Raw genomic sequence first — 21716 nt, 5'->3', positions numbered from 1 at the left:
CCCAAATCATACTTGTTCACCGGACTCGAACGACAGACCTACGTGCTCTCTCTTAACAATCGTTGAACTCTAAAATTGCACAGACAAAAACGGGCAGACGGTATTTGTTAAGGCTTTTCTGTCAGGTTGACCGCAAGACATAGGAGAGAGCCGTGATCAACTGGACACGTGTGGATGAACTGCGGGATGAAATCGGCGCTGAGGATTTTGCCGAGGTGGTCGAGTTGTTCCTGGAAGAGGTTGAGCAGGTCATAGACAAGCTGCGCAAAGCTCCGGATATGAACACGCTGGGCGAGGATCTTCATTTCCTCAAGGGCAGCGCGCTGAATCTGGGATTCCGTGGCTTTTCAAGTCTGTGCCAAACCGGTGAGACCGCTTCGTCCGAGGGCAAAGCTGAAACTGTCGATATTCCCGAGATTCTGGATTGTTACGAGGCTTCGAAACAACAATTTCAGGCCGGGCTGGAACAGTAAGTCGGTCTCAGAGCGCGCGCTTCTCGATGGCGACTCCATAGATCGTGGTGAGGAGGCTGGCACCAACCAGGGTCAGCAGGCAATTCGATGCCACCCCAGAGGCCAATGCAGTTGCGGGGATTGCAGCGGCGAGCAGTTCGCTCGCAAAGGCCAACACGAAGCTGAGCACAAAGGTCAGCGCTGCGGCGATCAATGTCGCGCCAGACAATGCGGCCGTAGACTCCCACGCCTCGCGGATGGTGGTGGGTTTTTCAATGGCCGAGGCGGGCAAAACGGGAGAGAGCCGATAGAAGACCCAGATTCCCATCGTGGTCACGGCAAAAGAGAGAACTGCAAAAAGGATCGGTGCCACACCAGCAATCAGAGCGCCAACGCCAAGCCCAATCATCAGCAATAAACCAATCAATAGCCCAAGAACAAAGGACGTTCCAAAGTATGACAGTATGCGATCAAAGCGAAGGGGCGGAATGGTCTTGGGGTACTCTTCAAGCAGAATGAAACGGTGCCAGGCGACTATGGTCCAAAGTGATCCGATCAGGATCAACGGCAACGCCAGCAAAAGCCCACCTGCCCCTTCACCGGGGTTTGCGACGTCCAGCCCGGACAAAATGGCTTGGCCAGCCAGGAGAAAGGCGACAACATTGCACAGGATCAATGGCACCGAGATCTTGAGCGCGTGAGGCCAATTGACCAGCACCATGCGCACCGAATGGCTAAACAGCTTCCAACCTAACATGTGATGACCTCATACCTGTGATGCCAGCACTTGAATCGCTTTTAGGGCGACTTGGCAAGGGTTTTGGGTCAGGGGTGTCGCGGCCCGAGCGTAGCGAGGCCATGCCCAACATCTGGCAGGCGGCCAACTGGCCGCCGAAGATGGCGGGAGCGCCGGTCAGGCAGTTAGCTGAATGCCATTGAGGCCGATGATCGGTGCGGTAACAATCTGGCCTTCTTCCTGAGTCTTCGCAAAAAGCACTTCGGTGAATTGCGCTGTACGGCCCATATGCGCGTTTTCCATCAGGATATGATGAGTTTTGCCAATCTGCGCCTGCAGGTGGTTTTTAACCTGAAGATCGCCAGCTGCACGCAGGCGGGCGGCGCGGTCTTTGATGACATTGCCGTTGACCTGTTTGGGGATCTTGGCCGCCGGGGTGCCTTCGCGTTTGGAATAGGGGAAGACGTGCAGCCAGGTGAGATCGCAATCGGTGACCAGCTTGAGCGAGTTTTCGAAATGCGCTTCGGTCTCGGTTGGGAAACCGGCGATGATGTCGGCGCCAAAGGTCATGTCGGGGCGTAAGTGGCGCGCCTCTTCGCAAAAGGCGATGGCGTCGTCGCGCAGGTGGCGGCGCGCCATGCGTTTCAGGATCATGTCGTCGCCGTGCTGCAGCGAGAGGTGCAGGTGAGGCATCAGGCGCGGCTCGGTCGCGATGGCCTGCATCAAGGCGTCATCGGCTTCGATCGAATCGATCGACGAGATGCGCAGGCGGGGCAGGTCGGGGACCAGTTTCAGGATGCGCAAAACCAGATCGCCAAGGCGCGGCTGCGCAGGCAGATCAGCACCCCAGGATGTGAGGTCAACGCCGGTCAGCACGACTTCGTTAAAGCCCTTGTCGACGAGGCGCTTGATCTGGTCGACCACGACGCCCGCGGGCACGGAACGTGAATTGCCGCGGCCATAGGGGATGATGCAAAAGGTGCAGCGGTGGTCACAGCCGTTTTGCACCTGTACATAGGCGCGGCTGCGGGTGCCGAAGCCGTCGATCAGGTGGCTGGCGGTCTCGGTCACGGACATGATGTCGTCGACCATGACCTTTTCGCTTTCGCCAATGAAATCAGCGGCCATGCCGGCCCAGGTCTCGGGCTGCATTTTTTCGGTGTTGCCCAGAACAGTGTCGACCTCGTCCATGGCGGCGAAGGTTTCAGGCTCGGTCTGGGCGGCGCAGCCGGTGACAATGATGCGGGCATCGGGGTTGTCACGGCGGAGTTTGCGGATTTCCTGACGCGCTTTGCGCACGGCCTCAGCCGTCACGGCGCAGGTGTTCACGATCACGGCGTTGTCCAGCCCTGCCTCTTCGGACATGGCCTTCATGGCTTCGGTCTCATAGGCGTTGAGACGGCAGCCAAGCGTGGTGAACTTGGGCGCGGCAGACATCACACGCTCTCCAGGAAATCCCGCGAGAATTCACCGGCAAAGACGGTCATGGTCGGGCCGGTCATCCAGACGCCGTCTTCGGCCCAGTTGATCCAGAGCGTGCCGCCATCAAGGTCGATCTGTACCTTGCGCCCGGTGAGGCCACGACGGGCGGCGGCGACGGCGGTGGCGCAGGAGGACGAGCCGGAGGCCAGCGTGATTCCCACGCCACGTTCCCAGACACGCATGCGGATGTGGTCGGGACCGATGAGGGACGCGACCTGAACATTGGTGCGCTGTGGGTAGAGCGGGTGGTGTTCGTGCGCGGCGCCAAAGGTTTCAAGGTCAACCGCCTCGGCGTCTTCGACAAAAAAGGTGCAATGCGGATTGCCCATGCCGGTGGCCGTGGGCGTGCCATCAATGGGCAGCTCCAGCGTGTCCATGGGCTCGGCCAAGGGGACTTCGTCCCAGTTCAACTGCGGCTGGCCCATGTTGACGGCGGTGAGGCCATCGCCTGCGTCACGTGCCATCAAGAGGCCGCGGTCGGTGGTCAGGCGCAGGGTCGTGAGACCCGTTTCATCCATCAGCTTGCGGGCGATGCAGCGAGTGGCATTGCCGCAAGCCGCCGAGATCGAGCCATCAGCGTTATAGAACGTCAGATGCGCGTCATGCTTGCCCGAAGAAATCACCGCGAGCTGGTCAAAGCCCACGCCGCAATGGCGGTGTGCAATGGCGCGGACCAGACGTTCAGGCAGGGGAATGTCACGCGCACGCGCATCCACGACGACAAAGTCGTTTCCCAGCCCGTGCATCTTTTCAAAGGGCAAACCGGTATGTTTCCGAGCGATCATGGGGCGCATATAGGCCTTTTGGTCGGGAATAGGAATATGAGTCGTCAGTCTGCCTGTACCTTGATGCCCATTTCAACGCCTTGCATGGTAAAATACTCGGGCGGGTCAGCCAGCATTTCGCAGGTGGCATTGTCGGCGCGGTAGTTCACCGCCTTGCAGCTTTCTTCTTGCAGGCAGGCTGTGGCACAGGAATCGTAGCTGCCAAGCTGAACCGTCTGGTAGGCGTAGCCATCAAAACCTTTGCCCTTTCGCCCCTTCATGACAACAGGGCGGGTGTCCTGTGCGATGCGGTTGGCGAATTCGGGCCGCATGTAGGTAGAGGCCTTGGGGTGCAGGCGATACGTGCTGCTGAGCGCGCCCTGACCTTTGAGGAAACAGAGACCGTTCCAGCTATCTTCGGTGTAGCCGATACAGTCAGACCGGTTCATACAAGCTGTGGCACAATCGTTCATGTCCCCACTGCGCACAGTTTCGACGTCACCTCCGGGGAGATCAAGCCCGCGATAGGTCAGGAACCGTAGCCATACCCAGCCCTGCGCTTCGCGGTCATTCTTGAATGTGCTCTGTGGTTGCTTGGCCGCGGAATGCTCTTCGTTGGTGGGCAAAACCTCGATCGGCATGTCAAAGGGGAACATGTAAATCGGATCGATTGAGCGCTCCTGAAGCACACTTTGTTCCTGTGCCCAGGTCAACACATCGATGTCGCTCTCCGGGATCTCGGTATACGACACGATGCGCACGGAAATAGGCGTGGATTGCAGGTAGTAGTCTTCGGCTTTGAAATCTGTGACGCCATCCAAGTAGAAAGACACAAAGCAACCGTTCACATGGTATTTGGTCGCCGACGGATAGGCGCCCACAAAAGCGAGAAGCTCATTGTTGCGGATCTCGGCAAAAACCTCGCGATCCTCGCTAAAATAGTCCTCATCTAATGAAGCTTTCAGGTCCTTGGTGTTGGTAAAGCCGTGGTGGATAGACGCGCTCAGACCGTAGCCAGCGGGGTAGCTGCCCTTGAGATAGACATTGTCACAGATGTTACGGATGTGGTCAGTGCGGAGTTTTACATCAAAGTTTACGCCACCAACGGAAATGTCAGACAGGATCGCGTCCCCAACCGTGTCGATGTAGTACATGCTACGGTGGTCGGTGTTAAGCCAGCGGTGCAAAAGATGATCGGTCATGGCGCGGCTGCCACGATCCTGAGTCCGGTTGACCTCAAACAGTCGCGCAGCGGCGTCGAGGGCCGTTTTGAATGCAGTGTTCAGATGCTGGTCCTGATACGACTGGCCAGTTTGCAACTCCAGGCTGGGGCCGTGAAAGCCAAGTCGCGACCCAACCCACATGATGCGATCCATCTGGCGGGTGACATCGGTGCCTTCGAGCGTGCTGCCACCCAGAAAAGCAACGGCACAGGCCGATTCGCAGCGATCTCCTGGCAGAACCGCGGTGGTCAGGTTGACGTCCCAAAGGAGGTTGAAGAGTTTCAGCCCCTCTGAAAGGCTTCCTCCCGGGCTATCGACGCAAAGGCGCAATGGGTAGCTGCCGGTCGGAATTCGGTCAATCAGCTCGCTGTCACCCTTTTCAATCTGCCCAGTGAACTTCCAGTCGCAGTATTCGTTGTTTTCAGAGGTTAACTGACCAGCCATCGAGACCGTAGCCGACATGCCTAAAGCCAGTAAGGCAAAGAGAAAGGGTTTCATCGCGCGTTCTCCCAAACAATGTGTAACGAGTTTGGACTTGGTGAGCCTGTTGGGTCAATTCTTGTGAAATTCATGAAAACGATTTTTCTTGTGATTTCAGCCTTGACCGTGCCCACCTCTCAGCATAGTAAGCGCGCCACAGAGTGGGCCGTTAGCTCAGTTGGTAGAGCAACTGACTTTTAATCAGTGGGTCGTAGGTTCGAATCCTACACGGCTCACCACTTTTTCCAAAACACTGAAAATTCTGCTGAAGCCCCGAGGGGCAAGGTGGTTTTGGCGATGCGACTGCGCTCGGTTCGGCATCGGGCAGGAAAGCTTGTGAATTCAGCCCGAAAGAACGTCCGTTTGCACTCTCACGTTTTGGAAATCCAAGGTTTGCGGATGGTTTCTAAATCCGGGCTGCTTGCTCGGAGTTTATGGCGATTGTGTAGCTTGTGTTTGGGTTTTGTCGCGCCTGGCGCGTACCGCTTCAAAGGTATGTGATACGCGCCAACCAACCCTCCCAGGTGCAGGGGCCGCGTCAAATTCTGCTTGCCACGAATACAGGCCAACAGTAAGTAGTCCGCGTCGCCTCAATAGCTCAGCTGGTAGAGCAGGTCCTTCGTAAGGACAAGGTCGGGGGTTCGAGTCCCTCTTGAGGCACCACCATCACCAGATTTGGAAATGGAATCAATGCCTTCGGCAACCCTGTAAGGTGACGCTTGTGCTTGCGACTCTTGCGTGCTCAGACGGTACCGTGCGCGGGCTAAAGCGTTTTGTCTTTAATCTGAGGCACAGATTGAAGGCAAAATGCCCACAAGACCGACGGCGGGTGGGCATTTTGCCTTTTTCCCTGACTCGGTAAAAACGCAAAAGGCTTTAGGCAAGAAGAAGCTGACCTCGGGATTTGTAGCCCTTCTGTTGGTTGTCATTGTTGCAAAATGTGGTCGCGCCGTTTTCCGGTTAGCGGTGTGGATTTGAGTCAATGCCAATAGGGCGCACGAGAACGTGCGCCCTGGGTGCTTAAATGGAATTGGATATCCAATTAAGGTCAGGTCAGAGCATCAAGGCGTGTCTGTCTGGGGACAACGCGCGCCTTAAAAGGTCCACTCACGGAAATTCCAGCCTTACCGATCTTCTTAATACAGGACTTAAGCTGCTCTGTCGCGCGCATGAAGGTGACAGAGTAATGATTGCTTATGCAAAATTACCCAGTAGTGCTACAAAGTACTCAGCAAAAACTGACAATCATGGCGACCATGGAACAAAGAACTGATACGAATGGCTCCGTTAAGGTGAACGGTGAAGCCCTGAAAGCCGATAGAAAACAGGCGGGCCACACACAGCAGTCTCTTGTTGTGGCTTGTGGATCTGTTTCGCTTGCGACGCTACGGCGCGCTGAACAGGGGCACAGAGTTCGCTGTGCCTCTCTTATCAGGATCGCCAGTATTCTGGGACATGAGGTTGATCGTTACGTTCGTGCCGATCTTTTGAACCAGAAAACCGAGTTTGCCATTACGGTCGAAGGCAATTGGTTTGGCCTGTATATCGAAGCCGACCGTGGTGTGCGGCCCTACATTGTCGTCGATGAGACCACATTTCACCAAACCGGGGACAGTGTTGCCGGCGGTTCGGTCAACATTGACCCACCCGATCATCGCCAAGAGCAGTTCGAGGACTGTCGTGTTGTGCACAATACAGTCGTTGGATTGCACCACATTGATGCCTGGAAGGCGCCGTTTGGTATTGGGTCCTTCGTCGTGAAGTCCACCCGGAATGATGACTGGCTTGAAGGTTTCTCAAGCTGGTATGACCCGGATACAGATCGGATTGAAACGTCTCGCTACATTCTTGTGCGCAAGGACAGCTCCACCAGCGAACGCTATGTCGCGGAAGCCCGCAAGATCCTTGAACAGGACATCTTCCTGTATGAACTGCGCAAGCTGGTTGAGACAGGCTATGGCGTCGAGGATGCGATCAGGATGCTTTCGGCTTCGCTTTCCGGGCACAACTGACCCCGTGGCATCATGCCTCTGCATTTTCCGGGCACGATCAATTGAATTTTCCATGCCACTGATTTAAAGGGACGGCATACAAGTTGCTGCACCTGCAAAAGATGCGGCGATGAGAAACCGAGGATTCGTGGCACACGCTGCGTAAGTCACCAGAACTTCCTTTATCGCTGAAAGGTAGGAAAATCATGGCCGATCAACTGAACGCCGACATATTGTATACCATTGTAGACGAAGCGCCGGAGCTGGCCTCGGCTTCGTTCCTTCCGATCATCCGCAAGTTCGTTTCCGCCGCGGATATCTCGGTTGGAACGCCGGATATCTCGCTGGCCGGCCGCATTATCGCGACCTTTCCCGAGAACCTGACCGACGACCAACGCCAATCCGACGATCTTGCGGCGCTGGGCGAGTTGGTCAAGACGCCGGGTGCCAACGTGATCAAGCTGCCGAACATCTCGGCTTCGGTACCGCAGCTGACGGCGGCCATCACGGAACTGCAGGCGCAAGGGTACGATCTGCCGAACTATCCTGATGATCCGCAGACGGATGAAGAAAAGGCCGTCCGTGCGCGCTATGACGCGATCAAAGGCTCGGCCGTGAACCCGGTATTGCGCGAAGGAAACTCGGACCGTCGCGCGGCGCGTGCGGTCAAGAACTATGCCCAGAACAACCCGCATTCCATGGGTGCATGGGCCGCCGACAGCAAAACCAAAGTGTCGAGCATGTCGGGCAACGATTTCTACGCCAACGAAGTTTCGGCAACGATCACTGATGCGCAGGCCGGTGATGCAAAGATCGAATTTGTCGGCAAAGACGGGTCTGTTTCCGTTCTGAAAGACGGTTGGCCGTTGGAGGCAGGCACGATTGCGGATGCGACGTTCATGTCGGCCAAGGCATTGGGTGCGTTCCTCGCGGAAGCCATTGAAGACACCAAGAAAGATGGCACCATGTTCTCCTTCCACATGAAGGCGACCATGATGAAGGTTTCCGACCCGATCATCTTTGGCCATGCGGTCAAGGCATGGCTGGGCCCGGTTTGGGACACGCATGGAGATGCGATTGTCGCAGCCGGAGGGTCACCCAACTCGGGTCTCGCGGCCGTGTTGGCGGCCATCGACAGCATGGACAATGCTGCCGAGATCAAGGCTGAGATCGCCGCACTTGAGCGCCCCGACATGTACATGGTCGACAGCGACAAGGGCATTACCAACCTTCATGTACCTTCGGACGTGATCATCGATGCGTCGATGCCTGCCGTGATCCGCGCAGGCGGCAAGGGCTGGGATCAGACGGGCGCCAAGGGTGACACCAACTGTGTGATTCCGGATCGCTGCTATTCGACAATCTATGACGAGACCATCAACTTCTTCAAAGCCAACGGCGCGCTTGACGTGACCACGGCGGGTGCTGTGGCCAACGTTGGTCTCATGGCGCAAAAGGCCGAGGAATATGGCTCGCACCCAACCACATTTGAAGCCCCGGCAGACGGTGCGATCCGCATTGTCCTGGCAAACGGTGAGACGTTGCATGAGCAAAACGTCGAGGCCGGTGACATCTGGCGTGCCTGTACTGTCAAAAAGGCACCGATTGAAAACTGGATTGAGCTTGCTCGGGACCGTCAGCGCCTGACCGGTTCAGAGGCGATCTTTTGGCTCGACGCCAATCGCGCGCATGATGCGGAACTGATCAAATACGTCAAGCCGGCCCTTGAGGCGGCGGGTGTTGCAGACAAGTTTCAGATCATGGCCCCGCGTGAGGCCACGGCACAGTCGCTGAAAACCATCACCGCGGGCAATGACAGCATCGCCATCACCGGCAACGTTCTGCGTGACTACCTGACCGACCTGTTCCCGATCCTGGAACTGGGCACTTCGGCCAAGATGCTGTCGATCGTGAAGCTGATGAAAGGTGGCGGTTTGTTCGAAACCGGTGCTGGTGGATCAGCACCAAAACACGTGCAGCAGCTGGTGGAAGAAAACCACCTGCGCTGGGACTCGATGGGTGAGTTCTGTGCGTTGGGTGAATCGCTGAACTTCCTGGCTGACGCCAAGGGCAACGCAAAAGCAGGAGTTCTGGGTGCGGCGGCTGAGGCCGCGACGCAGGGCATTCTGGATGACAACCGGTCGCCCAGCCGCAAAGTGGGCGAGCCGGATAACCGCGACAGCCACTATTGGTTTGCCCGTTACTGGGCAGACGCGCTGGCAGCGCAAAACAAAGACCCGGGACTGGCGGCGGAGTTCGCGCCGATTGCCAAAGCCTTGGCTGATAGTGAAGAGGCGATCCTGGCCGAGTTTGCAACGGTCCAAGGTCCGGCTGCAGAGATCGGTGGCTACTACCGTCCTTCGGTTGAGCTGAAAGCGAAAGTGATGCGCCCAAGCGCGACCCTGAACGCGATCATCGACTGATCGGCCACGTTACAACATGCAAAAACGCCCGGTATGAAAACCGGGCGTTTTTCATTTCTAGTAGTCCAGTTTGTAAAACAACCCGATCCCGGTGTCAGAGTTGGAATCGAGCCGACCCTTGACCGTCAGCTTCGGGCTGACGTCCAGGTTGAGGCTGATCGAGCTTTCGCCTTTCCCCTCAAGGCCAATCTCAGTGTAGACACGATCGGTCAGGTGTTTGCCGGCACTGATGCCCGCGTTTCCTTCGTCGTCCGTGGTGATATCCAGGTTATCGAGGCCGATGCCTTTGCGGAGCCCCCCGACAAGCCCGTTTCCACTGCCTTGTCCGCGCAGCGAGGCGACCGCGCTGGCCAGCTGCGCGGCCTGGATGGCCGAAATATTCTCAAGGTTCTGTCCAAACAGGATTTGCGACAAAGCTTCTTCTTCCGGCATGCTGGGGGACGAGTTGATCGAGAAATCCGGATCCGTGGCGCGACCTTCGAGTATGATCTCAAAGCTCGCTTCTGATGTGCTCGTTTCGGCGACCATCCGCATAAAGGGCACAAAGTCGCCCTCAAGCCTGACCAGACCCTCGGTCAGATCCAAGCGTTTGGTCAGAAAGTCGATTCGCCCACGGGCGAGATCGAATTCGCCTGAGGTGACGATGGCATCTGTTGGCCCGTTCAGGCCAATTTCACCTTCGAATTCGGCATCCAAACCAAGCCCCCGGACAAAGATTCTGTTATTTGCCTGAATAAGCAAATCCAGCACGAAAGGTGGCGGAGTAGATCCGGAACCCGAGTCGACCTTTTCCACCACTCCAGCAAAGTTTCGAGTTCTGTGGACCCCAGATGGTTCACCAACATGGCGGATCTTTGGAATGGGGTCTGCGCTCAGGCTGCCGCCGGCGACGTTGACCTCGGTGCGCACCAGATCAATCAATCCCGAGATTACCGCGCCACCTGTGAGCGGGCCAGTGATCCGGACCTCGCCCTGCAGAACGGTTTCCAGCAGATCCTGATAGTGGATCACCATGTTGTTCAGATTAAGCCGCAAATCGCTGGTAAATGGTGCCTGCAACGCAAGCCCGCCACCCAGGCTGAACCCACCACCCGCTCTGGCGGCGCCATCGGCTGTGATTGTTGCCGAAGAGTCCGAGACATTGGCGCTAAAGTTGACATCTGTCAGTGCGGTCGCCAGCTCTGGAAAGGTGACCCTTGCGTTTGACGTTCTGATCGTGCCGCTGACGTTGCCAAGTTCAAACGGCCCGTCCAGGGCGAGATCAAAGCTTGTGCTGCCTTGCAAACTCACAGCATCGTTGGTGAACAGGTTGGCAATCTCGAGCGGAACTTGACCCGTCAGGCCAAGGTCTCCGGATTGAAAGCTGTTGTCTACAAAGCCGTTGACCGTCAGGGCAAAACCATTTGCGCCCTCGCCATCACTGTCAATTTCCCAGCCTGTATCCTTGCGAAGCGCAGCTGCCACGACTTTTGCGGACCCTGTCAGCGACGGCACCAGTGCCTGGATTCTGCCAATTGCTATGTCCAGATCAACCTTGCCGCCACCGGACTTTGGCAGCGACAATTTCCCTAGAACGGTGGTGTCTCCGGGGGCGGAGCTTTCAATCTTGGCTGTCCAGCCCTCAGTAGTTTCTTGGCCGGACCCCGCAACGTTGAGAGGGCCGCTGAATTGTGGCGCCACGCGGTTCACATCATCCAGAGCAAAGTCAAACACGACCGAACCTGACCCGGTTCTCAAATCCCCTTTGGCGCTGACCTTGAGGGCGTCCGACTGCATCCGAAAATCGCGCAGGACGACGCCTTTTGAATCCCTTTTTGCGGAAATGGACAGGGCAGAGCTTTCGCCTGTCAAGGCATCAACGGCGGGCTCTCCGATCATCAGACCCGTGGCGGATGCGGAAAGGGTGAGGTCGAAGGCCCCGGTCAGTGGTTCTGCCGAACCGGAAACACTGGTCTCAACAGCGCCGCGCAGGGGCCTTTGCAGTATGGGTTCGAGAAACGCCAGGTCGCGTACACTGGCGTCTGCCTGTCCGGACACTGTAATCGCCTCAAGAGGGCCGTTGATTTGGCCTTTGGCCGATACTCGGCTTTGCGGGGTGCGCAGCTCAATCGCATCAAAGGTCAAAGGTGATCCGGCCTGCCAATGAAACTGCGTAGAAACGCCAGCAACATCACCGAGGGCATTGGCAACGTCTGCACCTGCATCATTTGTGGGCCTAATGCCAATCGCCCTTAGAGAAATGTCAGCCGCCACATCGGGCGTTTCGCCATGATGAATGGTTCCCGTTCCATCCAATGACAAGGACGCCATCGAGATGTCTGGCAGGACAAGATCCTGAAGACGACCCCGCAAGGACCAACTGTCTCCGGTCTTTTGGTCGTATCTGAGTTCAACCTGCCCGCTGTCCAAATTGATGCCAGCCTTGGAAGGAAACTCAACCCGGCCGCCATTTGGGTCAGCCAGGGTGATGTCGAGCGCCATTCTTTCCGGCATTCCTTTTGCCGCGAGCGTCAGTTCGCCTAGGGCGCGGAATGAGCGGGTGTTGATCAGGAGTTGATCGAGGTGTGTCCGGCCATCAGATGTTTGTCGAACCACTGATGTCAGTGAAACCTGTTCGCCAAAAAAATCCTGGTACTTTGGGGCGAACAAAGGCGCCATGTCACCTGACAGGTCCACACCCAGCACGCGTGTTTGTCCTGTTACCTGACCCTGGTTGTTGATTACTTCCTGAAGCTGGCTGGCAACGGCTCCGGTCATCCGGGCCTGACCATCCGTGGCGAGGTTCACCTGGGCCACGTAGGAGTCAATTGGACCAGAACCCTTTATCGACAGGTTGAGCGGCGGCGCCCCCGGAACGTTCAAGAGATCAACAACAATCCCGTTGTCCGCTTCGACCACGCTAAGATCGACGCTCAGATGGCGTTCGGTATTGTCAAACCCCCCGGCCAGCCGGACGTGTCCTTGCGGCCCGTCGGTGCGGATGACATCCAGAGTGGTCGCGCCGCTTCCGCCTTCAAGGGACATTTTTCCCAACAAGGAGAAACTGACCACCTGGCCAATGACCGACTCGCCCAGTTCGACGTGACCCGCATTCAATGCACCGATGTTGATGCTGACCGGCAGTTCAGGCAACGCAAACTCTCCGGACTCGGGGTTTGGTGCTGAAGGGTCGGTTTTGGGGATCCGGTACAAAATGATCTCAGCCGCGATCAGCTTTTCGACCTCTACCCGACCCCGAAGCAAAGCGCTTCTGGTCCAGATCAGCTCGATCCCTGACAAGGTCAGCCAGACACCGTCAACGTCGGAAATGGTCAGTTTCTCGATCGAGGCGTGCGAACTCAGCGCACCCTGAAATCCGTCGATCCTGACGTCGCGCCCGGCACCGGAAAGGCTGTTTTCGAGAAGCTGCGCCAAACGGCCCTTTTCTTCTTCACTGGCCAGCGCAGCCAAGGGCATCAACAGAAAGCTTATGACCACAAGCCACCGCATCAAAAGGCCTGCCCAATCCCAACGTACAGTTGTGTTCCACCAGAGGTGTCACCTGAAACAGGCACGCCAAGGTCGACCCGAATAGGTCCAAAGCTGGTGTGATAACGAATGCCCAGACCAGCACCTGCATGCCAGCTGCCTCCACCGGAAAAATCGCTGGATTCGCCGACAAACCCGGCATCGTAAAACGCGACTGTTGAAATGCTTTCGGTGGTTTGAACACGCAGCTCACCCGATATGCCAACAAATGAGAGACCGCCGCTTTCGCGACCGTTCACGGTGACAAAGTTTGATTGGTACGGTTGACCCCGCACTGTACCGCCACCGCCGGTAAGGAATAGCATGTTTGGCGGGGTTTCCGCGATCGACGGACCGAGAATGGTGCCCAACTGAAGCCGTCCGGCGGCGACCACACGACCATTGCCGAGGCGTCGATAGGCACGGGAGTCTGCCAGCACATAGGCGCCGGGCGCGCCATCATCAAAGGCTGCGTAGGGCATGATTGTGCCGCTCAGGTAATAGCCGCTTGTGGCATCCAGCTTGTCGTCCCTTTGATCCCAGGTTGCCTTGAGAGGGAGGCCCAGGATTTGAAACTTCCTGTCGCCGTAATCGTCCGTTGATTGCGAGTATTCGGCCAGAAACCCGCCCGCAACAGTAAGCTCAGGGGAAATCACACGCGTCAAGAAGACATGCGCGCCCAGCCTTTCCATCTCGTAGAGCGGATCGTCAATCATCTCAATGTCGAGACCAAACGAGAGGTCCGTGTCAGGCTGAAACATCGCCGGGCGCGTCAGTTCCGTGTTCAACCGAAGGTCTGTGCCGCCAGTCTGGGCGCCGATGCCGCTGACTTCTCCATCAATGAGAAACCGTTCGCCATTTCCAAAGAGGTTTCTATGTAGCCAGGTTCCCGATACCGAAAGACCGTCTCGGGACTCCAGCTCCGCCCCGAAAGTGATGCGTCGCGGTTTGTCATCTTCGACCTGGATGTCGATGCCGAGCGTATCATCGGGGCCGATCCGGTCGGCCTCGGAGATTGAGACGGACCGAAACACCCCGGTACGACGCAACCGGCGGCCAATTCGGTCCAATTCGTCAGGGCTGAAGGTTTCTCCAACAGGCAGTGCGATAATCTCGCGCAGGCGTTCTTCGGTCATGCGCGTGGTGCCTGAGATACTCAGGTCGCCAAACCGAAGCTTTGGACCGGGCGTCAGGTCAATTTTGACGTCTAGTTCGGTGTTGTTGTGATCTGCGGTAATCAGCTGATCCGCGATATCGGCTTTTGCGTGCCCCTGATCACGCCACCCCGCGACGCTTTCGCGAGCGGCCTGCGAGATTGCACCGGTTGTTGCGGGTTGTCCGGTTTGAAAGCGGTCCGTTATCTGAGTTTCCGGCGCAAGTGGCCCTAACTCTGTGAGCCCGAATTTGAATCTGGAACCTGGTGTGACGCGCAGTTCGACCTGTTGAACCTCTCGAATGGTTTCAAATGGCGGCAGGTTCGCAGCCTCGCGACCATCCACAAGCACATGAATCTTGGGACCGAAATAGCCTTGGCCATACAGTACGGACAACAACCGCCGGTATTCCGCGCGCGCTGAAGATACAATGTCATGTGCGTCGTCAACGTCATTGCGCTGGGCGGAAAAGATCAATGACGCGCCTTCCAGCTGACCACGTAATTCTTCCGCGTCGGGTGGAAGGGTCAGGCGTGCTTCAAAGCTGGCTGCCATCATTGGGAACAGGACCAGCAAAACGCCCGAAATGGTGCTGGCGATGGTCGCGCGATGACGGGAGGGCAGCATACCCATGAACGCTCCTGACACGGTCATTGCGCACAATCTAACTCAGCCCCATACGGATGAACATAGCGTCAATTCACGAACAAAGATTTTTCGGCATCGAAAGGCGAATTGTTGCCTTTTCATCTTTGCGTCGAAAGGGCACAAATTACTGAGAGTTCGTGCGGAATTTCCGTGAGTGTTATGACAAAGCAGCCAAAGACGACATTTTTCGTTAGAGCAAGGTCCATAGCGTTCTATGGTTTGTCCGGGGTGTGTGCGGTCCCGTTTTTGCCGTTATTGCCGGGGTTGGTGCTGCCCGCGGGCGCGGTCTTTTTCGTAACGGATGTGTATCTGCGGCTTCAGCTGTTCCTGTTGCGGGTGGTGTGCGGCATTGACTACGAGGTTCTGGGTCGTGAAAATCTGCCTGAAGGTCCTTGTCTGATTGCGTCTCAGCATGAGTCTGCCTGGGAAACTCTGTACTTTCAGGTGTTGCTTGGACGGCCGGTCATGTTTGCCAAAAAAGAGGTGTTTGGCTATCCGATCTTTGGGTTTTTGTCTCGGAAGCTGGGGCACATTCCGGTAGACCGTGCGGGTTCTGTTGACGCTGTACGCGAAGGGTTTCGCACTGGGCGCGAGGCGGTTCAGAACGGGCGGAAACTTTTGATTTTCCCAACGGGCACACGCCGTCAGGGGGCTGAACAAGGCAATGCCGTTCAATCCGGTGTTGGTGTGTTGTATCAATTGATTGGGCAGCCTGTGGTGCCTGTTATGGTGAATTCCGGCGCGTGTTGGCCTGCGTCGAGCCTGATGAAGTTTCCGGGCAAGATCACAGTTCGAATTCTACCTCAAATCCCAGCTGGATTGGATCGGCGCGAGTTTCTCGAGCGCGTAAGCGACGAACTGAACCCTAACGACTAGGGGTCGCGACCCAATCTGGAAATGCTGAAAATTCTTATTGTTAAGGGAAGGGAAACCTCCTGGGTGCTAAACCCGTTTTTGGGTGAGTAACAGGTGGTGGAAATGGGTTCGCATTCCAATGCGGCACCAGTCATCATCAAAAAGAAAAAAGTTATCGCAGCTGGCGGGCACCACGGTGGGGCGTGGAAAGTGGCCTATGCGGACTTCGTTACGGCGATGATGGCTTTTTTCATGTTGATGTGGCTGTTGAACGCGACAACGGAAAAACAACGCAAAGGGATTGCGGATTACTTTAATCCCAATGTGCCAATCAACCGGATTTCTGGCGGCGGCGACGCAATGTTTGGCGGCGATAGTGTCTTTGCAAAAGACGTGCTTGCCAAAAACGGTGTTGGTGGAATGCCGAAGATTGACGGGCTGGATGGCCCGGAAGGTCGCGCAAAGTCCAGGGAACCCGAGACTGCGGCGGAGAGTAAGCGGTTCGAAAAAGTTCAGGACTTTCTCGTCGGCAACGGCGGGGAGAGCCTGATTTCTGAGAACGCCATGAAACATGTCGTGACCAAGCTGACGGATGAAGGGCTGGTTATCGAGTTGTTTGATCTTGAAGGGTTGCCCTTGTTTGTCGAGGGCGAGGACACTCCGAACCCCGAACTAGAGTCTTTGATCCGCCTCGTGGTTGCCGCCGCGAAGAAGGTTGGCAACCATGTTGCAGTTGCAGGCCATCTGCGCTCGGAGCCCGTTGTGATCGCGCAAAGTAAAGTCTGGATGTTGTCATCGATGCGGGCTGACAAAGTCCGGCGCTTGTTGGTGGCCGAGGGACTTGAAGCGTCGCGCGTGGATCGCGTCACTGGTCATGCGGACCGAGATTTGGTGGATGATGACCCCAGAAGTCTTCGTAACAACAGAATCGAGATTATTCTTTTGCGAGAGACAGGAAATTAGAATCGATTTTATCTGTTAGCACTGTTTTAAGGGCACTGGCCTAGCTGTTGTTTGGACATTTTGTCGATACAGCAGAAAGGCGTATTCATGACAATTTCATCGTCGCTCAATGCCGGGGTTGCGGGGCTATCCTCTAATGCAAGCCGGCTGGCCGCCATTTCAGACAACATCGCGAATTCCGCCACGCCTGGGTACAAACGTGTGGTGTCAGATTTTCATTCAATGGTGATTTCGGGGCGCGGTGGAACCTATTCCGCGGGCGGTGTTCGTGTCACGCATCAACGACTTGTCGATGAGCGTGGGGCGCTGGTGTCGACATCAAATGCCACCGACCTTGCGGTGAGGGGGCGAGGTATGCTGCCCGTCGGTCTTGCTTCGGAAGTGGGCGTTGGCAATGGCGGAACGCAGATGATGCTCAGCACGACAGGGTCATTCCGCACGGATGCGCAGGGATACCTGACGACGGAATCCGGATTGGTCTTGCTGGGGTGGCCAGCAAATCCTGACGGCACGGTGCCAAGTTACCCGCGGGATACCAGCGACGGGCTTGAGCCGGTTCGGATCAATGTGAACCAGCTGAGTGGCGAGCCCACGACAACCATGTCCTTGGGTGTCAACCTGCCCGCGACGGAAACCGAGGCATCCGCCTCGGGTGACCCCCAGGACCTGTCGGTTGAATATTATGACAACCTCGGTCGTTCCGAGTCGCTGAGCATTCAATTCGTGCCCACAATCCCGGCCTCTGGCTCGTCAAACGAATGGACGGTCGTGATCACTGATTCCGCATCGGGCAACGCAACTGTTGGAGAGTATGTGTTGACGTTTGACGACAGTCGCACCGAAGGCGGCACGCTTGCCTCGGTCACGACAACATCCGGCGGGGCATACGATCCCGCCACGGGCAGTGTCATCGTCAACGTTGCGGGCGGCCCCATGGAGATCAATATTGGTGAGATCGGCGCCAATGACGGATTGACTCAGCTGTCCGATACCTTTGCCCCGTTGCAGATATCCAAGGATGGTTCCCCGGTCGGCAACATGACTTCGGTAGAAGTGGATGCGAACGGATTTGTTCACGCCTTCTTTGACACCGGCATCACGCAAACCATTTTCCAGGTGCCCCTTGTCGATCTGCCGAACCCCAACGGCATGGTTGCCTTGGATCATCAGACCTACATTCCGTCTCCTGACAGCGGTAGCTATTTCCTTTGGGATGCCGGGGATGGTCCGACGGGTGACATTGTCTCTTTCGCGTTGGAAGAATCCGCAACGGACGTTGCGGGTGAGCTCACTGACATGATCCAGACTCAGCGGGCGTATAGTTCAAACGCTAAGGTGATTCAGACAGTGGACGAGATGCTGCAAGAAACCACCAATATCAAACGCTGATACCGGGTCCTGAGGACATGGCATCATGAGTATTTCAGGAGCGCTTTCCAACGCGATTTCGGGTCTTACAGCGGCCTCGCGCTCGGCCGAGGTCGTCTCGACCAACATCGCCAACGCGATGACCGAAGGCTATGGACACCGAAGTGTCGCACTGTCTTCTCGCGGTCAATACGGTTCCGGAGGTGTGGGTATCGACGGCATTGTCCGCCGGTCCGATCCGGTTGTACTCGCAGATCGCCGGCTGGCGGAAGGACAGGACGCCAATGCCCAGCGCATGTTGGGTTTTTTTGAAACAATGGAAAAAAACATCGGCATTCCTAGCGAACCAGGCTCTCTGGCGTTCCAAGTTGCCGAGTTCGAGACCAGCCTGATTGCCGCAGCAAGCATGCCGAGCGCCAACGAACGACTGCAGGCGGTTTCGTACGCAGCAAAGGCTCTTACAGATACCTTCAACAACCTGTCAGACGGCATTCAGTCTGCGCGCAAACAGGCCGATCAGAACATCTCGGATTTGATTGGCTCAGTGAACGCCAACCTGCAAAAGATTGAGCGCCTCAATGTGGCAATCGTCCAAGCATCGGCCAATCGCCAGGACACGTCGGCATTGGTGGACCAAAGGCAATTGGCGTTGGACAGTGTGGCAACCATAATACCTGTTCGCATCATGCCTCGTGACAATGGGCAGATCGGGGTCTACTCGACCGGTGGTGCAGCCTTGGTTGACGGCAAAGCTGCGGTGCTCAGCTTTACAGCTTCTAACGCGATAACAGCACACACCACACTCGACGGCGGTATGCTTTCTCCGCTCTCAGTTAACGGCAAAACAATTGACACCAGGGCCGATGGGGCACTTGGTGGCGGCCTGTTGGCGGCTGAATTCGAGATACGCGACAAGCTTGGCGTGTCGCTGCAATCAGATCTGGATGCCATGGCAAGAGACCTTGTCGAGCGGTTTCAAAGCACTGCCATGGATCCAACCCTTGCCCCCGGTGCAGCCGGTTTGTTCACGGATGCGGGGGCGGCGTTCTCAGGGACAGACGCAACCGGCCTGAGTGGTCGCCTTTCCATCAATGCCTTGGCAGATGCATCTCAAACCACCGAAATGTGGCGATTACGTGATGGTCTGGGTGCCGTTGCCCCCGGCGCAGCCTCTGATACGACTTTGCTTTTGGCCATGAAGGATCAAATGGCCGGTGCGACATCGCTGGCTGATGCGACGCATTTGGGTGGCGCATACTCGGTCCATGCGTTTGCGTCCCAGCTTGCCTCTGTCGTGGGGGCGCAACGCGTTTCCCAAGAGGACAGCGTGGCGTTTTCCTCGGCGCGCCTTGGAGCTCTTCAGGAACAGGAAATGGCGCAGGGCGTTGACACTGACCAAGAGATGCAGCGCCTGCTCTTGATCGAACAAACCTACGCAGCAAACGCGCGTGTCATTCAGGTTGTGGATGAACTCATGGAAACCTTGTTGGGACTTTGACATGACATTTTCCGGAATTGGTGATCTGGCACGGCATCTCGCGCTTAGCCGTCAACATACGACACTGAATGCTCAGCTTGATCGTCTGACCGATGAGCTCGCCAGCGGGCGCAAAGCCGATGTCGCCCATCCGGTAACAGGCGGATACTCTCTGCTGGGTGACATTGCCCGTTCGGAGAGGTTGCTTGCAGGTTTCGCCCAAGGTACGGCCGAGGCGGCTTTGTTCTCGGAAGCACGTCAATCCACTCTGGAAAAAGTGCAAGAAAACTCACAATCCCTGGCGTCCGACCTTTTGTTGTCGGTCAGCGCCACTCAACAAACGCTTCCTTCACTGACTTCAAAAGCCAAGGCCGCATTTCAAGACCTTGTTTCGTCAATGAACACATCGATCAACAACAAGAGCCTGTTTGCCGGAACAGCGACTGACAGGCCGGCGTTGGCGCCGGCGGACGACATTTTGACTCACCTGCAAGCGGAGGTTGCCGGCGCGGCCACCGCGCAACAGGCCCGTGATGCCATTGAAATGTGGTTTGGGGGGGCAGGGTTCGAAAGCGATGGCTACCTTGGCAACAATGCTTCGATTGATTCCCAGGTTTCTGAAGGGGTTTTGGTGAGCTCGGACCTGAACGCCGGGTCCAGCGCGATCGTAGATTTGTTGGCCGAAACGGCGATTGCAGCCATGGCGACAGAAATCCCCGGGTTAAATGAAACCCAGTCTCGAGAGCTGCTGAATTCTGCGGGTGAAGGGTTAATGGCCGCGCAAGACGCAGTGACCGGGCTCCGGGCTGATTTGGGCGTAGTTCAGGAGCGGATCGAAGCCGCGGAGGCAAAAAACCTTGCCCAAAAATCTGCACTGGAAATTGCCCATTCGGAAATCATCTCCAGCGACCCTTTTGAGACTGCAACCGCCCTTGAGAGCACACGCCTACAACTCGAAGCCCTTTACACTGTCACTGCGCGCCTGTCCGGGTTGTCTTTGACGTCCTTCCTCAGGTGATTTTATGCTCAGAAAACTAACAATCAGTCTAATCTTTCTGGTTTTTGCCAGCCACGTTTCAGCCAACCAGGTCCGGATCAAGGATCTCGTGGAGTTTGACGGTGTACGAGGCAATGATCTTGTTGGGTATGGCCTCATCGTGGGTTTGAATGGCACTGGGGACGGTCTGAGAAACGCGCCATTTACCGAAGAGATCATGTCAAACATTCTCGAGCGCCTGGGCGTGAATGTTTCTGGTGAACAGTTTCGGCCAAAAAATGTTGCAGCTGTTTTGGTGACGGCAGAGCTCCCGCCATTCTCCAGGGTCGGTGGGCGCATTGACGTAACCGTTTCGGCCATTGGGGACGCAAAGAGCCTTTTGGGCGGCACCTTGGTAATGACTCCCCTCAACGCTGCTGACGGAGATATCTATGCCGTGGCACAGGGAACGATCATTGCTGGTGGTGCGGTGGCCGAAGGTGATGCTTCTTCGGTGACAGAAGGGGTGCCAACTGCTGGCGTTATCCCTTCGGGGGCCCGTGTGGAAAGAGAGGTCGATTTCGACTTTCGTACTTTGAAACGCCTCAGGATTGCGCTTCGAGAGCCTGATTTCACGACGGCAGCCCGGATCGAACAGGCGATCAACAAGAACTTTGGCAGGCGCGTTGCGCTGATGATGGATGCAGGTACTGTCGAGCTTGACATAGCCTCAACTCAGGCACCGTCTGCAGCACATGCGATTGGCCAACTTGAGAACATTCAGATCCAGCCTGAGCGCCGCGCGCGAGTCGTCGTGGATCAACGGTCTGGGACAATCGTGATGGGGGAAGATGTTCGCATTTCGCGGGTTGCAGTGTCTCAGGGTAGTTTGACGCTTCGGATAGATGAAACGCCGCTGGCTATTCAACCGAACCCATTTGCAGATGGGCGGACTGTCGTGGTTCCGCGCACGAATGCTGAAATTGAAGAAGATGAGGGAACGGGCCTCGCTGAGGTCGCAGGCGGCACGTCATTGAGTGAGGTCATCGCAGGTTTGAATGCGCTGGGCGTGTCGCCCCGCGACATGATCGATATTCTCAAAAGCATCAAAGCGGCTGGTGCATTGCATGCAGAGTTTGTTGTGCGATGAAACTGCGGCGGTCCCGGGTTGGACAGCATCACTTTGCAAGCAGAACCCGTGTACTTTAGTGTAACAA

General features: G+C 56.5%; 15 protein-coding genes and 2 tRNA genes. 11 read left to right on the top strand and 6 right to left on the bottom strand.

Translation table 11 applies throughout. The features are described from left to right. The first annotated feature begins 152 nt into the window (after nt 1–152). Complete coding sequence (locus EK369_RS07880) at nt 153–473, top strand: Hpt domain-containing protein (protein WP_127113207.1); 321 nt, start codon at nt 153–155, stop codon at nt 471–473. A gap of 7 nt (nt 474–480) precedes the next feature. On the opposite strand, the gene EK369_RS07875 is transcribed toward EK369_RS07880, so the two are convergent. The 4 genes from EK369_RS07875 to EK369_RS07860 all read right to left on the bottom strand — a co-directional run bounded on the left by EK369_RS07875 (nt 481) and on the right by EK369_RS07860 (nt 5155). Beyond that, nucleotides 481–1209: a threonine dehydratase gene (locus EK369_RS07875; protein WP_127113205.1), complete on the bottom strand. Its 729-nt coding sequence runs from the start codon at nt 1207–1209 to the stop codon at nt 481–483. 156 nt (nt 1210–1365) lie between these two features. Next, on the bottom strand, nt 1366–2625 hold the full coding sequence (gene mtaB, locus EK369_RS07870) for a tRNA (N(6)-L-threonylcarbamoyladenosine(37)-C(2))-methylthiotransferase MtaB (RefSeq protein WP_127113203.1): 1260 nt from the start codon (nt 2623–2625) through the stop codon (nt 1366–1368). After that, nucleotides 2625–3455, bottom strand: a complete 831-nt coding sequence (gene dapF, locus EK369_RS07865; protein WP_235871361.1) for a diaminopimelate epimerase — start codon at nt 3453–3455, stop codon at nt 2625–2627. Before dapF ends, mtaB begins: the two co-directional genes overlap by 1 nt. 44 nt (nt 3456–3499) lie before the next feature. Next, nucleotides 3500–5155 carry a PAN domain-containing protein gene (locus EK369_RS07860; protein WP_127113199.1) on the bottom strand — a complete coding sequence of 552 codons (1656 nt, stop codon included), beginning with the start codon at nt 5153–5155 and terminating at the stop codon, nt 3500–3502. Nucleotides 5156–5300: 145 nt separating this feature from the next. On the opposite strand from EK369_RS07860, the gene EK369_RS07855 reads away from it, so the two are divergent. The 4 genes from EK369_RS07855 (at nt 5301) to EK369_RS07840 (ending at nt 9551) form a co-directional block, all read left to right on the top strand. After that, a tRNA-Lys gene (locus tag EK369_RS07855) sits at nt 5301–5376 on the top strand. Between the two features lie 348 nt (nt 5377–5724). After that, a tRNA-Thr gene (locus EK369_RS07850) sits at nt 5725–5800 on the top strand. A gap of 593 nt (nt 5801–6393) precedes the next feature. Next, nucleotides 6394–7149 (top strand): helix-turn-helix domain-containing protein, encoded by a 756-nt coding sequence (locus EK369_RS07845; RefSeq protein ID WP_164726916.1) that lies wholly within the window; start codon nt 6394–6396, stop codon nt 7147–7149. A gap of 185 nt (nt 7150–7334) precedes the next feature. Continuing rightward, complete coding sequence (locus EK369_RS07840; RefSeq protein ID WP_127113196.1) at nt 7335–9551, top strand: NADP-dependent isocitrate dehydrogenase; 2217 nt, start codon at nt 7335–7337, stop codon at nt 9549–9551. A gap of 57 nt (nt 9552–9608) precedes the next feature. On the opposite strand, the gene EK369_RS07835 is transcribed toward EK369_RS07840, so the two are convergent. Together EK369_RS07835 and EK369_RS07830 are read right to left on the bottom strand one after the other, a co-directional pair. Next, nucleotides 9609–13040, bottom strand: a complete 3432-nt coding sequence (locus tag EK369_RS07835; protein WP_127113194.1) for a translocation/assembly module TamB domain-containing protein — start codon at nt 13038–13040, stop codon at nt 9609–9611. Continuing rightward, nucleotides 13040–14845: an autotransporter assembly complex protein TamA gene (locus EK369_RS07830; protein WP_164726914.1), complete on the bottom strand. Its 1806-nt coding sequence runs from the start codon at nt 14843–14845 to the stop codon at nt 13040–13042. The genes EK369_RS07835 and EK369_RS07830 overlap by 1 nt, the downstream gene beginning before the upstream one ends. A 102-nt stretch (nt 14846–14947) precedes the next feature. On the opposite strand from EK369_RS07830, the gene EK369_RS07825 reads away from it, so the two are divergent. The 6 genes from EK369_RS07825 (at nt 14948) to EK369_RS07800 (ending at nt 21649) form a co-directional block, all read left to right on the top strand. Next, a complete protein-coding gene (locus tag EK369_RS07825) occupies nt 14948–15736 on the top strand; it encodes a lysophospholipid acyltransferase family protein (protein ID WP_206198052.1) in 789 nt (262 codons plus the stop codon). Between the two features lie 102 nt (nt 15737–15838). Continuing rightward, nucleotides 15839–16678 (top strand): flagellar motor protein MotB, encoded by an 840-nt coding sequence (locus EK369_RS07820; protein ID WP_127113188.1) that lies wholly within the window; start codon nt 15839–15841, stop codon nt 16676–16678. Between the two features lie 87 nt (nt 16679–16765). After that, complete coding sequence (locus tag EK369_RS07815) at nt 16766–18067, top strand: flagellar hook protein FlgE (protein WP_127113186.1); 1302 nt, start codon at nt 16766–16768, stop codon at nt 18065–18067. Nucleotides 18068–18092: 25 nt separating this feature from the next. Continuing rightward, nucleotides 18093–19544: a flagellar hook-associated protein FlgK gene (gene flgK, locus EK369_RS07810; protein ID WP_127113184.1), complete on the top strand. Its 1452-nt coding sequence runs from the start codon at nt 18093–18095 to the stop codon at nt 19542–19544. Nucleotides 19545–19764: 220 nt separating this feature from the next. Continuing rightward, nucleotides 19765–20541: a flagellin gene (locus EK369_RS07805; RefSeq protein ID WP_368731912.1), complete on the top strand. Its 777-nt coding sequence runs from the start codon at nt 19765–19767 to the stop codon at nt 20539–20541. Nucleotides 20542–20545: 4 nt separating this feature from the next. Beyond that, nucleotides 20546–21649: a flagellar basal body P-ring protein FlgI gene (locus EK369_RS07800; RefSeq protein WP_127113181.1), complete on the top strand. Its 1104-nt coding sequence runs from the start codon at nt 20546–20548 to the stop codon at nt 21647–21649. The last annotated feature ends 67 nt before the right edge of the window (nt 21650–21716 follow it).

This window comes from Shimia sediminis, from assembly GCF_003990645.1.
Taxonomy (GTDB): Bacteria; Pseudomonadota; Alphaproteobacteria; order Rhodobacterales; family Rhodobacteraceae; genus Shimia; species Shimia sediminis.
Note: the sequence above shows the minus strand (reverse complement) of the source record. Positions and strands in the feature narration are given on the sequence as shown.